Here is a 12,573-nt window from a genome sequence, read left to right on the forward strand (position 1 = left end):
TCTGAAGCACAAGCGCCTCGTCGAGCACCGGCGAACCGGACAACTGCCACCCTTATGCGTGAAGTGCAGCGCCTCCCGGCGACCGGCCGGACGTGCGAAAACTACCTTCGGTTGCCGACTGGAGGTGACCACCCGATGACGATCTGTGCCACCGAGGACGCCACGGCGCCGGCCCGCCCGCACCGCGCGGCGCTGACGATCGCCGCCGACGGCTCGTACGCCGCCCGGCTCGCCCGTCACGACGACGCCGCCGGGAGCTGGTTTCCGGAGCGCTGGACCCTGAGCGGCCCCGAGCCGTACGCCGTGCCGCTACAGGGCACCCAGCCCGAGGAGCCGGACAGCGCGCTGCTGCCGCTCACGGACGGACGGGTGCTGATCCTGCGCCGGGTCGCCGACCGCTTCGCCGTCTCCCTGCTCTACCCGGCGGGCCCCGGCACCGGCGAACTCCTGCTGGGCGCCGTCCCGGCCCCCGCACTGACCCTGCTGCCGCCCGCCCCGGGCGGGACACTCGGCTACGCCCTGGCGCCCGAGGCGCGGACGACCACGCTGTGGCTGCTGCACGGCGGTGCGGACGGCCCCGAGCGGGTCATCCGGATCCCGGGACGCTGCACGGGCGGCGTCTGGCTGGACCGGAGCGGCCGGCTGCTGGCGCTGGACCGGGAGCTGGACGGCCGGACGAAGACCGTGGTGGTCGACCTGGAGCGGGGCGGCGAGACCGGCCTGCTGCTACAGATCACCGACGAGAGCAACGACCGGCTGCTGCTCGCCGATCCGGACAGCGGGCTGCTGCTCGTACGGTCCGACGCACCGGGGCACGACCGGCTGGGCTGGGGCGTATTGGGCAGCAGCCGCCCGGTGCGCTTCCCGGAGTGCCTGCGGCCCGCGGAGGGCACTCTCACACCGTTCGCGATGCAGCCGGGGCAGATGCTGGCTCCCGAGAGCTGCGCGGTGGCGTTCCGCAGGGAGGCGGCGAACGGTACGTGGCTGGGTGTCTGGCGGCCCTCGGAGCGGCAGTTGCGGCACTTCCCGGCGCCGGAGGGGTGGCTGGCGGGAGCCGGGCTGTGGACGGCCGGCGGCGAACTGCTGCTGCCGTACGCGACGGAGGCCGAGCCGTGCGGGGTGGCGCGGATGGCTGTGCCGCTGGGGCCGGTTGAGCCTGTTGAGGCGGTGCGGTCGGTGCGGTCGGTGCGGCGGGTGCGGTTGGTGGAGACGGCGGGGCCGGTGGAGATGCCGGGGTTGACGGAGACGCCGGGGTTGACGGAGACGCCGGGGTTGATGGAGACGCCGGGGCCGGAGGAGGCGTCCGGGCCGGTGGGGCGAGGGCAGCCTCTGGGGTCGGTGGAGCCCGTGAGGCCGGTGCGGCCGGCGGACGTGCCCGTACGGCTGCCGGACGTGCCGGTGCAGCCGGTGCAGGGGCCGCCTTCCGGGGCGGTTGCCGGGAGCGGCGGGGGGATTGTCCTGGATGCAGGTGATGCTGACAACCGCTCCACAGCATCTGCACAACCACAGCCCACGGGCGCGGAACCGCGGCACCTTCCCGCGCATCTCCGAATGTGCAGGCCAGTACCCCTGCAACAGGCGCCTCAGGCGGCCCGGTAGACCCGGTGAAGCGTGATTTCCGGCCCCGTTAGAATTTCGGGCGGGGGCTACGCAGCCGGTCGACCGGCCACCGACAGTGCCGCTCGGGTCAGCCTTGGCGGTCGTCGGGCGAGGTCCCGACGCGTACAGCTGTAAGCAATCTGACGGAGTGACTCTTTCCATGTCCGAAGCCCGAACCGACACGACCCAGGCGCGCCCCCAGGAGGCATCCGCCCAGGCCGCCGAGGCGGCACGCTCCGGCAAGCACCGTGGCCCGGCCGCCGCCGAGGAGTCCGACTCCGCCGCCCATGGCCGGCACCGCCGGGAGAAGCAGCGCCAGGACGCGTAAGGCCGGTCCGGCGGATCCTGACCGCCGGCCGCACGCACGGCCGTGGCCACCGCACCGCATCGTTCGCGGGCGGCGGCCACGGCCGTGTGTGCAGGGTGGGCCCGGGGAACCGTCAGTCGTGCTTGAGGGCCAGCACCTCGGCCGCCGCGAAGGTCTCGTCCGGCGGGCGCTGCGCGTAGTACGGCGTGAGCAGCTCGTCCAGCTCCGCGAAGCTGAAGAGGTCCTTCGTGGTGTCGAACTTGGCGGCGATCCGCGGGCGTTCGGCGATGGCGACCATGCCGCCGTGCACGACCAGCAGCTGGCCGTTGACCCGGGCCGCGGCCGGCGAGGCGAGATAGCCGACGAGCGGGGCGACATGTTCGGGCGCGAGCACGTCCAGCCCGCCGTCCCCGGCCTCCTGGCCCTCCTGACGGGCGGGAAGGCCGGCGAAGACGTCCTCGGTCATACGGGTGCGGGCGCGCGGGCAGATCGCATTGGCGGTCACGCCGTATTTGCCCAGCGCCAGCGCCGTGGAGGTGGTCAGGCCGACGATGCCGCCTTTGGCCGCGGCGTAGTTGGGCTGGCCCGCCGAGCCCGCGAGGAACGCCTCGGAGGAGGTGTTGACGATGCGGCCATGGACGGGACCGCCGGCCGCCTTGGAGCGCTCGCGCCAGTGGGCCGCGGCGAAGTGGGTGGTGTTGAAGTGACCCTTGAGGTGCACACGGATCACCGAGTCCCATTCGTCCTCGGTCATCGAGAACACCATCCGGTCGCGCAGGATGCCCGCGTTGTTGACCAGGATGTCGAGCCTTCCGTACGTCTCGACCGCCAGTTGCACCAGTGCGCGGGCGTGTTCGTGGTCGGCGACGTCGCCGAGGTGGGCGACGGCCCGGCCGCCCGCCGCGCGGATCTCGGCGGCGACCTCCTCGGCGGGTGCCGCCGAGGCCTCGCCCGAACCGTCGCGGCCCGGCTGCCCGTAGTCGTTGACCACGACGGATGCGCCGAGGCGGGCGAGTTCCAGGGCTTCGGCGCGGCCCAGGCCGCGCCCGGCACCGGTGACGATCGCGGTCAGGCCCTCCAGTGGCTGTGCCATTCCTGTCCTCTCCAGTCGTCCGGGAGCACGTCAGATCTCTATGCAGGTGCGCAGCGAGGTGCCGGAGCGCATCTGGTCGAGCGCGTCATTGATCTCGGCGAGCTGGACGCGATGGGTGATCAGGCCTTCGAGATCGATCCGGCCGGCCCGCCACAGGGCGATGGCCCGCTCGTAGGAGCGCAGCACGTCCGCGCCGCCGTACAGGGACGGCAGGATCCGCTTCTCGTCGAAGAACAACTCGAACATATTGACCTGGAAGGTGTCGTCCATGGCGCCCGCGCCGACCACGCACAATGTGCCGCCGCGCCGGGTCATCTCGTAGGCGGTACGGGCGGTGGCGGACTTGCCGACCACCTCGAAGACGTAGTCGAAGCCCTCCCCCGCGGTGATCCGGGTCTTGGCGTCGGCGAACTCCTCCGGGGCGACGGCTTCGGTCGCGCCGAAGCGCAGCGCGGCCTCCCGCCGGGCGGGTACCGGGTCGACGGCGATGATCTGGGCCGCGCCGCAGGCCTTCGCCCCCTGGATCGTGGAGATGCCGACGCCGCCGCAGCCGATCACCGCGACCGAGGACGCCGCCTCCACCTTGGCCGTGTTGAGCGCCGCGCCCAGCCCGGTGGTGACTCCGCAGCCGATGAGCGCGGCGATCTCGTAGGGGACGTCGTCCGGGATCGGGACCGCGCAGTTGGCGGCGACCACGACCTCCTCGGTGAAGGTGCCGGTGCCGGCGAAGCCGAAGACGTCCCCGCCGGGGCGCCGGAAGTTGGGCGTGCCGGCGTTCATGAAGCCGGCCAGACACAGATGGGTCTGGCCGCGCTTGCAGGACGGGCAGCTGCCGCAGGCGGGCAGCCAGCACATCAGGACGCGGTCGCCCTGGGCGAGTCCGGTGACGCCGTCGCCGACGTCGAGGATCTCCCCGGCGCCCTCGTGCCCGGGGACGAAGGGGGCGGGCTGCGGGAGCACCCCGTTCATCGCCGAGAGATCGGAGTGGCACAGTCCGGTCGCCCGGATCCGGATCCTGACCTTGCCGGGCCCAAACCCCACCGCCTCGATGTCGTCGACGACTTCGAGCTTGTCCTGCCCTGTCTCGTGCTGTACGGCTGCGCGCATGTCACGGCTCCTCTCGTACGGACGACACGCCGGCCCCGGCCCGGACCGGCAAGGCTGTCTGGGGGATCGGCCCTGGGGCCTGTCTTCGAAGTCCCGTCGTTCGCCCGTAGAGGCAGGCGGGACTTTGAAGACAGGCACCTAGGGGAGACACCCCTAGCTGTGCTCCACGACGGTGTCCGCCAGCACCGGGGCCTCGTCCCGGTCGGCGGCGGTGACCGACGCCTGGATCCGGCCGGGCTCCCGCCACAGACGGATCCGCAGGGTCTCCCCCGGGAAGACCACCCCGGCGAAGCGGGTCGTGTACGACCGCACGCGGGCGACATCGCCGCCGAGCAGCGTGTCGACGACGGCCTTGAGCGTGACCCCGTAGGTGCACAGCCCGTGCAGAATCGGCCGGTCGAACCCGGCGAGCTTGGCGAACTCGGGGTCGGCGTGCAGCGGGTTCCAGTCGCCGGAGAGGCGGTAGAGCAGGGCCTGGTCCTCGCGGATATGGCGCTCGGTGCTCAGGTCGGGGGCGCGGTCGGGGAGTTCGAGGCGGGCGGAGGGGCCGCGGTCGCCGCCGAAGCCGCCCTCGCCACGGACGAAGATCTGGGTGTCGCAGGTCCACAGGGGCCCGTCGTCGTCGGCGACTTCGGAGCGCAGCACGATGACGGCGGCCTTGCCCTTGTCGTACACGGCGGGGACCGACGAGGTCTGGGTGGCGCGGCCGCTCACCGGGAGGGGGCGGTGCACGGTGACGGTCTGGCCGCCGTGCAGGACCGCGGCGAGGTCGACGTCGATGCCCGGGGCGGAGAGCCCGCCGGCGAGGGCCATTCCGCCGCCCGCGACGGTGGCGAAGCCGGGCAGGACGTGCAGGGCGCTCTCCAGGGTGTAGCGCAGTTCGTCCGGGTCGGTGGCGGGGTGGGGTTTCTCCGGGGTGGCCGCGCCGGCGCCGATGCCGAGGTGGTAGAGCTGGACGTCCTTGTGGTCCCAGGCGAGTTCGGTGCTCCGCGGCTCGGCGGAGGTGGCCTTGGCGGCGTCGATGGGCATGGGGCTGCTTGCTCCTTCACCACGATGTGAAGACCCCGGCCCGGCCGTCCGCACCGTCGACCGTGCCGGGGTCGTATCTGGTCGGCGGCGCCGCGCTCCGACAGCGCGCATGTCGCACTTCTAGAACGCGTTCTAGCCGATGGCTCTCATGTATAGCTGATCCGTCCGGCGCCCGGAAGACCTCTGACGCTTTGTCAGATACGCGTCTCGATGGGGGTTCCGGGGAGGTTTTCGGGGAGGGCGCCGGCCACTCATGACATTCCTCGTGCCCACCCATGACATTTGTCAGGTCAGATCACACACATTCGCCTCTGCCGCCGGTCGGCAACTCTCCGTAATGTCATAGACATCGGACGAGAGGCGGGGTGGGCATGGCACGGGCGACAAAGCCGGGCGACACGGCACACACGGCGGGTGGGACCGCGGCGGTGGGGTTCTCCGGGGTGACGCGGAGTTACGGCGCGGTGCGGGCCGTGGACGGGCTGGAGCTGGAGATCGCGGCGGGTGAGACGGTGGCGCTGCTCGGGCGCAACGGCGCGGGGAAGTCCACCACGCTCAACATGCTGCTGGGCCTGCTGCCGCCCGATGCGGGGACGGTGCGACTGTTCGGCGGGACGCCGGAGACGGCGGTGCGGGCGGGCAGGGTGGGCGCCATGCTCCAGGACGGCAAGGCCATTCCGCGGGTCACCGTCCGCGAACTGATCACCTTCGTCGCCGCCACGTACCCCCACCCCATGGAGGTCACCGAGGCCCTGGAGCTGGCGGGCCTCGGCGAGTTCGGCGGGCGGCGGGTGGACCGGCTGTCCGGCGGGCAGGCCCAGCGGGTCCGCTTCGCGGTGGCGCTGGCCGGCAACCCCGAGCTGCTGGTGCTCGACGAACCGACCGCGGCGCTCGACGTCGAGGCGCGCCGCGCCTTCTGGCGCTCGATGCGGGCCTATGCCCGCCGCGGCAACACCATCGTGTTCTCCACCCACTATCTGGAGGAGGCGGACGACCACGCCGACCGGATCGTGGTCATAGACGGCGGCCGCGTGGTCGCCGACGGCAGCGGCGAGGCGATCAAGCGGCGGGGCGGCGGTTCGCTGGTCTCCTTCGACCTCGCGGGCGCGGCGACCGAGCCACTGCCCGGCCTGCCCGGCGTGAGCGCCGTGGAGGTGCGCGGCGACCGCGCGCTGCTGCGGACGGCGGACTCCGACGCCACGGTCGTGGCACTGGCCGGGCTCGGTCTCGTCCGGGCCCTCCAGGTCACCCCCGCCAGCCTGGAGGACGCCTTCCTCGCGCTCACCTCCGGCGAAGCCGCCCCCCGTCCCCCGGCGTATGCCGCCACCGCCCCCCGGTCCGCGAAGGAGCTCGCGTGATGCTCGACTACATCCGCCTCGAAGTGCGCCGCACGCTGCGCGACAGGGGCTTTGTCATCTTCGGTATCGGGATGCCGGTGCTGATGTATGTGCTGATGACCAATATCGGTGCGGGCCCCGGCGGTGCCGGCAGGGAGTGGAAGATCGCCTCGATGGTCGGGATGGCCGCCTACGGCGCGCTGGGCGCGGCGATCGGCACCGGCACGGGCGTCGCCGAGGACAAGCAGCTGGGCTGGCTGCGGCAGCTGCGCATCACCCCGCTGAGCCCCGTGCGGGTGGTGGTCGGCCGCGGGCTGACCGGCTCGGTGACGGTGCTGCCGGCCATCGCCTCGGTGCTGCTGGTGGGCGCGCTGGTCAACGACGTCCGGATGCCGGCCTGGCAGTGGGCCGCGCTGGCCGGGCTGCTGTGGATCGGCACCGCGCCCTTCACCCTGCTCGGTCTCGGCAACGGCTACCGTCTCTCCGCCCAGTCCACGGGCGTGGTCAACACGGGCTGCATGCTGCTGCTGTCGATCATCGGCGGTCTGTGGTTCCCGGCCGAGCTGTTCCCCGGCTGGCTGCGCTCGCTGTCCACATGGACGCCCGGCAACCGCTTCGCCGAGCTCGGCCAGAGCGTCACCCAGGGCGGCGCGCCGGGGCTGGGCGCAGTAGCGATACTGGCCGCCTGGCTGGCACTCTTCGGCGGTTACGCGGTGTACGCGTACCGTCGGGCCGCACGCACGGTGTGATCGACGATGGCGCAGACCAGGGAAGCGACAGTGCAGCACAGGAAGCAGCGGGCCGCCGGCGAAGACGGTCCCGGCGGCGCGGAGGGCGCCGACGACAGCGCGTGCCGGCCGAGGTGGCCGGGCAGGAAGAGCGACCAGGGGCCGGGCAAATACGCCTTCCTGCCCTGGCTGCTGATGGGCCTGGGTGCCTTCTCCAACATTATCCAGGGCAAGACCGGCAACCCCTGGCTGGCCGGCCTGGGGCTGCTCGCCTTCAACTCCCTCTACATCACGGTCGTCTGGTCCTCCTTCAACCCCCGGCTGCGCGACTCCCGCCATCCGCTGTACGCACTGGGGCTGCTCACCGCCGTCACCTTCACCATCGCGCTCGGGTTCGGCGGCAACTGGTTCCTGTTCTTCCCGCTGCTGTCACTGGCCTCGGGCACGGTGCGTGCCCTGCGCGGCAAGAAGCTCGCCCTCTGGCTGATCACGCTCAGCGGTACGGCCGGGTATCTGGCCGGCGTGCACGACGACCGCCCCTGGGGCTCGTTCGGCATCGGGTACGGCACGTTCCTGTCCGGCATGGTGACCGCCACGGTCCTGAGCCTGTTCGACACCATCCAGGAGCTGAACACCACCCGCCAGGAGCTGGCCCGCAGCGCCGTCGAGAAGGAGCGGCTGCGCTTCTCCCGCGATCTGCACGATCTGCTGGGGCACACCCTGTCCGTGGTGGTGGTCAAGGCCGAGGCGGTCCGCCGGCTGGCCCCGCGCAATCTGGACGCGGCGCTCGCCCAGGCCGCCGATATCGAGGCGGTCGGCCGGCAGGCGCTGACCGAGATCCGCGAGGCGGTCACGGGCTATCGCGAGGGCAGCCTGACCACCGAGCTGGACCGGGCCCGTTCGGTGCTGGAGGCGGCCGGCATCGAGCCCGTCGTACGGCAGGCCGGGCCGCCGCTGCCCCCGCAGGCCGGCGCACTGCTGGGCTGGGTGGTCCGTGAGGGCGTCACCAACGCCGTACGGCACAGCGGCGCCACCCGCTGCGAGATCGACGTCCACGCCGACGACGAACGGGTACGGCTGACGATCACGGACGACGGCCGTGGTCCCATAAGCTCCGGTGCCGCCGCGGCACCGGGCCTGCCCTGGCTTCGCGACCGCGCTCCCGGACGCGGCGGTGACCCCGGCGACGGCCGCCTGGCGAGGGAGGGCGCGCGCGATACGGCGAGCGTGAGCGGCCCGGACAAGGTGAACGGAACGGCCGGCACGAGCGGACCGGAGGGCGCGAGCGGACCGGACCGTCCGTTCGGCGTCGGCGTCGGCGTCGGCGTCGGCGTCGGCGCTGCGGACGCTTCGGCACCGTCCGGCGGTTCGGGGCCGTCCGGCGGTTCGGGGCCGGTGGGCGGCACCGGGCTGAAGGGGCTCGCCGAGCGGCTGGCCGCGGCGGGCGGCACCCTGCGCAGCGGTCCGGACGGCCGGCGCGGCTTCCGTGTCACGGCCGAACTTCCGGTCGGCACGGGCGATATGACGGACGTGGAGGAGTTGACCAGGTGATCAAGGTCCTGCTGGCGGAGGACCAGGGAATGATGCGGGGCGCGCTGGCGCTGCTGCTCGACCTGGAAGAGGACATGCAGGTCGTGGCCCAGGTCGCGGCGGGCGATCAGATCGTCGCCGCCGCCCTGGACGCCCGCCCCGACATCGCCCTCCTGGACATCGAACTCCCCGGCCGCAGCGGCCTGGACGCCGCGGCCGATCTGCGCGAACAGCTGCCGTCGTGCAAGGTGCTCATCGTGACGACCTTCGGCCGCCCCGGCTATCTGCGCCGCGCCATGGAGGCCGGGGCGTCCGGCTTCCTGGTGAAGGACGGCCCGGTGGAGGAGCTCGCGGCGGCGATCCGCCGGGTGCTCGCCGGCGAGCGGGTCATCGACCCCGGCCTCGCCGCGGCCGCGCTGAGCGCCGGCCCCAACCCCCTGACCCAGCGCGAGCGCGACGTCCTCACCGCCGCCGTGGACGGCGCCACGGTCGCCGACATCGCCGGCAGACTCCACCTCTCCCAGGCCACCGTCCGCAACTACCTCTCCGCAGCGATCGGCAAGACCGGTACCCGCAACCGCATGGAGGCGGTGCGGGCGGCGCGGCGCAACGGCTGGCTGTAGCGGGAGGGAGGGGGCCCGCACCCGGGAGGGAGCGGGCCCGCACGGCCTGTTGCCGCCTCAGCCGGGGGCGGCGTCCGCCCGTCGTCGCGGCAGCGCGATGATCATCAGCAGGATGCTGCCCAGCAGGATCATCGAACCGACCTGGAAGGCCAGACCGTAGCCGTCCGCCAGGGCCTTCGGGCCGTGGCCTGCCTCGATACGGGATGCGGCGACGGTCGACAGGACCGACAGGCCCAGCGCGCCGCCCATTTGACGGGAGGTGTTGATCAGGCCGGAGACCAGCCCCTGGTCGGCGGGGGCGGCACCGGAGGTGGCGATCGCCGCGATCGGGGTCGCGGTCAGGCCCGCGCCCAGCGCCATCAGGATGCCCGGCCCGAGGATGGTGCCGAGGTAGGTGCCGTCGACGTCCATCGTGCCCTGCCACGCCATACCGGACGCGGAGATCACCGCACCGGCGATGGCCAGGGTCTTGGCGCCCAGCCGGTTCATCAGCCGCGGTGCGATCTTGGAGCCGAGGACGATGGAGAGCGAGTGCGGGATGAAGGAGAGCCCGGCCTCAAGGGGCCGGTAGCCCAGCACGTTCTGCACGTAGAGCGACAGGAAGTACCACATGGAGAACATCGCGGCGCCGGCCAGCACCATCGCCCCGTTCGCCGAGTGGACCGAGCGCAGCCGGAAGAGACCCAGCGGCATCAGCGGGGCCTTGGCGCGCGCCTCGACGACGAGGAAGGCCGCGATCACGACCAGCCCGGCCGCCAGCGGCAGCAGCGCGGACGCCGACCGCCAGCCGTCCGTCTCGGTCTGCACGATCCCGTAAGCCACCAGTGCGAGCCCGCCGGTCACCAGCACCGCGCCGGGCACATCGAGCCGCCGCGCGGCGCCCTGCCGGCTCTCGGTGAGCCACAGCGCCGCGCCGGCCAGCACCAGCGCCCCGACCGGCACATTGATCAACAGCACCCAGCGCCAGGACAGATACTCGGTGAGCACCCCGCCGACCAGACCGCCCACCGCGCCACCGCCGGCACCGACCGCCGTCCAGGTGGCGATGGCGTGTGTACGGGCCGGGCCGGTCGGAAACGACGTGGTCAGGATGGTGAGCGTGGCCGGTGAGAGCACGGCGGCGCCCACGCCCTGGACCGTCCGGGCCGCGATCAGCTGCCAGGGCTGCTGGGCCAGCGCACCGCCCAGGCTCGCGACGGTGAACAGCGCCAGCCCGAGGACGAAGATCCGCTTACGGCCGAAGATGTCCGCGGCCCGGCCGCCGAGCAGCATGAACCCGGCGAAGGTGATCACATACGCGTTGACGATCCACTGGAGGCCCAGTTCGCTCAGGCCCAGGCCGGTCCGCATGGCGGGCAGCGCCACATTCACGACGGAGACGTCCAGGACGACCAGGAACTGCCCGGCGCACACCAACAGCATCACCAGCCAGGCCGGTGCGGCCGTCCGCCGCGTGGTTTCGGGCAACGTGGCGGAGGCGGCTATCGGCGGCATGCCGCCCATGCTCGCATTCGCCGCTTGAATCCCGCATCGGTATATCGGTGCACATGCCACCTGACAGGAGACCTAGGTCGTAAGACGTAGGGGGCGGGGGGGAGGGAGACGGGCCGGCGGGAGAGGCAGAGGGGCGGGCGGAGGGGGCCAGGGGCCGGGCTTCGGGGCGGGGCCCGTACGGGGTGGGGGCGGCGGGCCCGTAGGGGGTGAGAGGGCCCCCAGCAGACCAATTACCCACAAAAACAGGCTGGTTACCCCGGCGAGCCGCATCTGCATCGGCATCCGCGTCCGCATCCGCATCGCCTGCGCACCGCCGCCCCCGGCCTGGCGATCCACCTCCTGAGCAGCGACCACCCCCGGCCTGTGGTCCCCTGCGCAGCGTTCACCCCCCGCCTGGCGATCCACCAACCCTGCGGCAGCGCTCCTCACCGGCCCGGCGCTCCTCACCTGCGCAGCAGCGTCACCACCGCGGCGCCGCCCAGACCGATGTTGTGTGCCAGGCCCACCCGGGCGCCGGGGACCTGTCGCTCGCCCGCCGTGCCGCGGAGCTGCCAGACCAGCTCGGCGGTCTGTGCCAGCCCCGTCGCGCCCAGCGGATGCCCCTTGGAGATCAGCCCGCCGGACGGGTTGACCACCCAGCGGCCGCCGTAGGTCGTGGCGCCGTCGGCGACCAGCTTCCCCGACTCCCCGTCCGGGCACATGCCCAGCGCCTCGTACGTCAGCAGCTCGTTGACCGAGAAGCAGTCGTGCAGCTCGATGACGTCCACGTCCTCGATGCCGATGCCGCTCGCCGCGAACACCTGCCGGGCCGCCGCCCGCGTCATCGGCTTGCCGACGACATCGATACAGGAGCCGGAGGCGAAACTCTCCTCGGTGTCGGTGGTCATGGCCTGGGCGGCGATCTCCACCGCCCGGTCGGCCAGGCCGTGTTCGCGGACGAACCGGTCGGAGGCGATCACGGCCGCGGCCGCGCCGTCGGACGTCGGTGAACACTGCAACTTGGTCAGCGGCCGGTGGATGGTCTTGGCGGCGAGGATCTCCTCGGCCGTGTAGACGTCCTGGAACTGGGCGTTCGGGTTGTGGGCGGAGTGCCGGTGGTTCTTGGCGCCGACCGTGGCGAGCTGTTCGGCGGTGGTGCCGTAGCGCTCCATGTGTTCGCGGGCCGCGTTGCCGAAGATCTGGGCGGTGGGCGGCGTCATCTCGAAGCCATGGGCGGCGGCCATCACCCCGTAGTGGCGGGCCACCGGCGAGGTCTGGAAATCGCCGCTGTCCGCGCCCCCGCCCAGCGCGCCGCGCTTCATCTTCTCGAAGCCGAGCGCCAGGACGCAGTCGTTGATACCGGACTCGACGAACTGGCGCGCCATCATCAGCGCGGTCGAGGCGGTCGCGCAGTTGTTGTTGACGTTGTAGACGGGGATGCCGGTCAGGCCCAGTTCGTACGCGGCGCGCTGACCGGCCGTCGAGGCCTGGTAGCAGAAGCCGACCGGCAGCTGCTCGACCGCCTCGTAGCCGACCCCGGCGTCCGCGAGCGCCTTGCCGCCCGCCTCCTTCGCCATGTCCCAGTACTGCCACTCGCGGGTCTCGGGCTTCTCGAACTTCGTCATCCCGACGCCGACGACGTACGCCTTGCCAGCCATACACATCCTCCTGGAAGTGGCCGAATCAGAACCCGAATCCGGGGACCCGGACCGGGGACTCGGATCAGGGAGTCAGTTCGGGGACTCAG

At 72.4% G+C, this 12,573-nt stretch carries 11 protein-coding genes; 6 read left to right on the forward strand and 5 right to left on the reverse strand.

Features of this window, described 5'->3' with window-relative positions; translation table 11 throughout:
* The first annotated feature begins 135 nt into the window (after positions 1-135).
* Both M8I34_RS33515 and M8I34_RS33520 read left to right on the forward strand, forming a co-directional pair.
* Positions 136-1,599 (forward strand): hypothetical protein, encoded by a 1,464-nt coding sequence (locus tag M8I34_RS33515; protein WP_250056076.1) that lies wholly within the window; start codon positions 136-138, stop codon positions 1,597-1,599.
* Positions 1,600-1,759: 160 nt separating this feature from the next.
* Positions 1,760-1,927, forward strand: coding sequence for a hypothetical protein (locus tag M8I34_RS33520; protein ID WP_167352554.1), 168 nt, complete (start codon positions 1,760-1,762; stop codon positions 1,925-1,927).
* A gap of 112 nt (positions 1,928-2,039) precedes the next feature.
* Here M8I34_RS33520 and M8I34_RS33525 read toward each other — a convergent pair whose 3' ends face one another.
* The 3 genes from M8I34_RS33525 to M8I34_RS33535 all read right to left on the reverse strand — a co-directional run bounded on the left by M8I34_RS33525 (position 2,040) and on the right by M8I34_RS33535 (position 5,135).
* Positions 2,040-2,999 carry a 3-oxoacyl-ACP reductase gene (locus tag M8I34_RS33525; protein ID WP_250056077.1) on the reverse strand — a complete coding sequence of 320 codons (960 nt, stop codon included), beginning with the start codon at positions 2,997-2,999 and terminating at the stop codon, positions 2,040-2,042.
* 30 nt (positions 3,000-3,029) lie between these two features.
* On the reverse strand, positions 3,030-4,106 hold the full coding sequence (locus M8I34_RS33530; protein WP_244415032.1) for a Zn-dependent alcohol dehydrogenase: 1,077 nt from the start codon (positions 4,104-4,106) through the stop codon (positions 3,030-3,032).
* Positions 4,107-4,259: 153 nt separating this feature from the next.
* On the reverse strand, positions 4,260-5,135 hold the full coding sequence (locus M8I34_RS33535; protein ID WP_250056079.1) for a MaoC/PaaZ C-terminal domain-containing protein: 876 nt from the start codon (positions 5,133-5,135) through the stop codon (positions 4,260-4,262).
* Positions 5,136-5,506: 371 nt separating this feature from the next.
* Here M8I34_RS33535 and M8I34_RS33540 point away from each other — a divergent pair, with 371 nt between their 5' ends.
* The 4 genes from M8I34_RS33540 to M8I34_RS33555 all read left to right on the forward strand — a co-directional run bounded on the left by M8I34_RS33540 (position 5,507) and on the right by M8I34_RS33555 (position 9,353).
* Positions 5,507-6,493 carry an ABC transporter ATP-binding protein gene (locus tag M8I34_RS33540; RefSeq protein WP_250056081.1) on the forward strand — a complete coding sequence of 329 codons (987 nt, stop codon included), beginning with the start codon at positions 5,507-5,509 and terminating at the stop codon, positions 6,491-6,493.
* On the forward strand, positions 6,493-7,221 hold the full coding sequence (locus tag M8I34_RS33545) for an ABC transporter permease (protein ID WP_244415029.1): 729 nt from the start codon (positions 6,493-6,495) through the stop codon (positions 7,219-7,221). Before M8I34_RS33540 ends, M8I34_RS33545 begins: the two co-directional genes overlap by 1 nt.
* A gap of 174 nt (positions 7,222-7,395) precedes the next feature.
* Positions 7,396-8,751, forward strand: a complete 1,356-nt coding sequence (locus M8I34_RS33550) for a histidine kinase (RefSeq protein ID WP_250056152.1) — start codon at positions 7,396-7,398, stop codon at positions 8,749-8,751.
* The gene (locus M8I34_RS33555) at positions 8,748-9,353 is read left to right on the forward strand and encodes a response regulator transcription factor (RefSeq protein ID WP_030991076.1); all 606 of its coding nucleotides are present in this window, start codon (positions 8,748-8,750) and stop codon (positions 9,351-9,353) included. Before M8I34_RS33550 ends, M8I34_RS33555 begins: the two co-directional genes overlap by 4 nt.
* Before the next feature lie 57 nt (positions 9,354-9,410).
* On the opposite strand, the gene M8I34_RS33560 is transcribed toward M8I34_RS33555, so the two are convergent.
* Together M8I34_RS33560 and M8I34_RS33565 are read right to left on the reverse strand one after the other, a co-directional pair.
* Positions 9,411-10,856 carry an MFS transporter gene (locus M8I34_RS33560; RefSeq protein WP_250056090.1) on the reverse strand — a complete coding sequence of 482 codons (1,446 nt, stop codon included), beginning with the start codon at positions 10,854-10,856 and terminating at the stop codon, positions 9,411-9,413.
* A 434-nt stretch (positions 10,857-11,290) separates the two neighbouring features.
* Positions 11,291-12,484 carry a lipid-transfer protein gene (locus tag M8I34_RS33565; RefSeq protein ID WP_250056092.1) on the reverse strand — a complete coding sequence of 398 codons (1,194 nt, stop codon included), beginning with the start codon at positions 12,482-12,484 and terminating at the stop codon, positions 11,291-11,293.
* Between the last annotated feature and the right edge of the window lie 89 nt (positions 12,485-12,573).

This window comes from Streptomyces sp. MCA2 (genome assembly GCF_023544705.1).
GTDB classification, from domain to species: Bacteria; Actinomycetota; Actinomycetes; order Streptomycetales; family Streptomycetaceae; genus Streptomyces; species Streptomyces decoyicus.

Excerpts from the sequence above, each read along its gene's own strand:
- M8I34_RS33530 (WP_244415032.1), bottom strand. The coding sequence starts at position 4,106 with ATGCGCGCAGCCGTACAGCACGAGACAGGGCAGGACAAGCTCGAAGTC.
- M8I34_RS33550 (WP_250056152.1), top strand. The coding sequence starts at position 7,396 with ATGGGCCTGGGTGCCTTCTCCAACATTATCCAGGGCAAGACCGGCAAC.
- M8I34_RS33560 (WP_250056090.1), bottom strand. The coding sequence starts at position 10,856 with ATGGGCGGCATGCCGCCGATAGCCGCCTCCGCCACGTTGCCCGAAACC.
- M8I34_RS33515 (WP_250056076.1), top strand. The coding sequence starts at position 136 with ATGACGATCTGTGCCACCGAGGACGCCACGGCGCCGGCCCGCCCGCAC.
- M8I34_RS33525 (WP_250056077.1), bottom strand. The coding sequence starts at position 2,999 with ATGGCACAGCCACTGGAGGGCCTGACCGCGATCGTCACCGGTGCCGGG.
- M8I34_RS33565 (WP_250056092.1), bottom strand. The coding sequence starts at position 12,484 with ATGGCTGGCAAGGCGTACGTCGTCGGCGTCGGGATGACGAAGTTCGAG.
- M8I34_RS33545 (WP_244415029.1), top strand. The coding sequence starts at position 6,493 with ATGCTCGACTACATCCGCCTCGAAGTGCGCCGCACGCTGCGCGACAGG.
- M8I34_RS33540 (WP_250056081.1), top strand. The coding sequence starts at position 5,507 with ATGGCACGGGCGACAAAGCCGGGCGACACGGCACACACGGCGGGTGGG.
- M8I34_RS33520 (WP_167352554.1), top strand. The coding sequence starts at position 1,760 with ATGTCCGAAGCCCGAACCGACACGACCCAGGCGCGCCCCCAGGAGGCA.
- M8I34_RS33535 (WP_250056079.1), bottom strand. The coding sequence starts at position 5,135 with ATGCCCATCGACGCCGCCAAGGCCACCTCCGCCGAGCCGCGGAGCACC.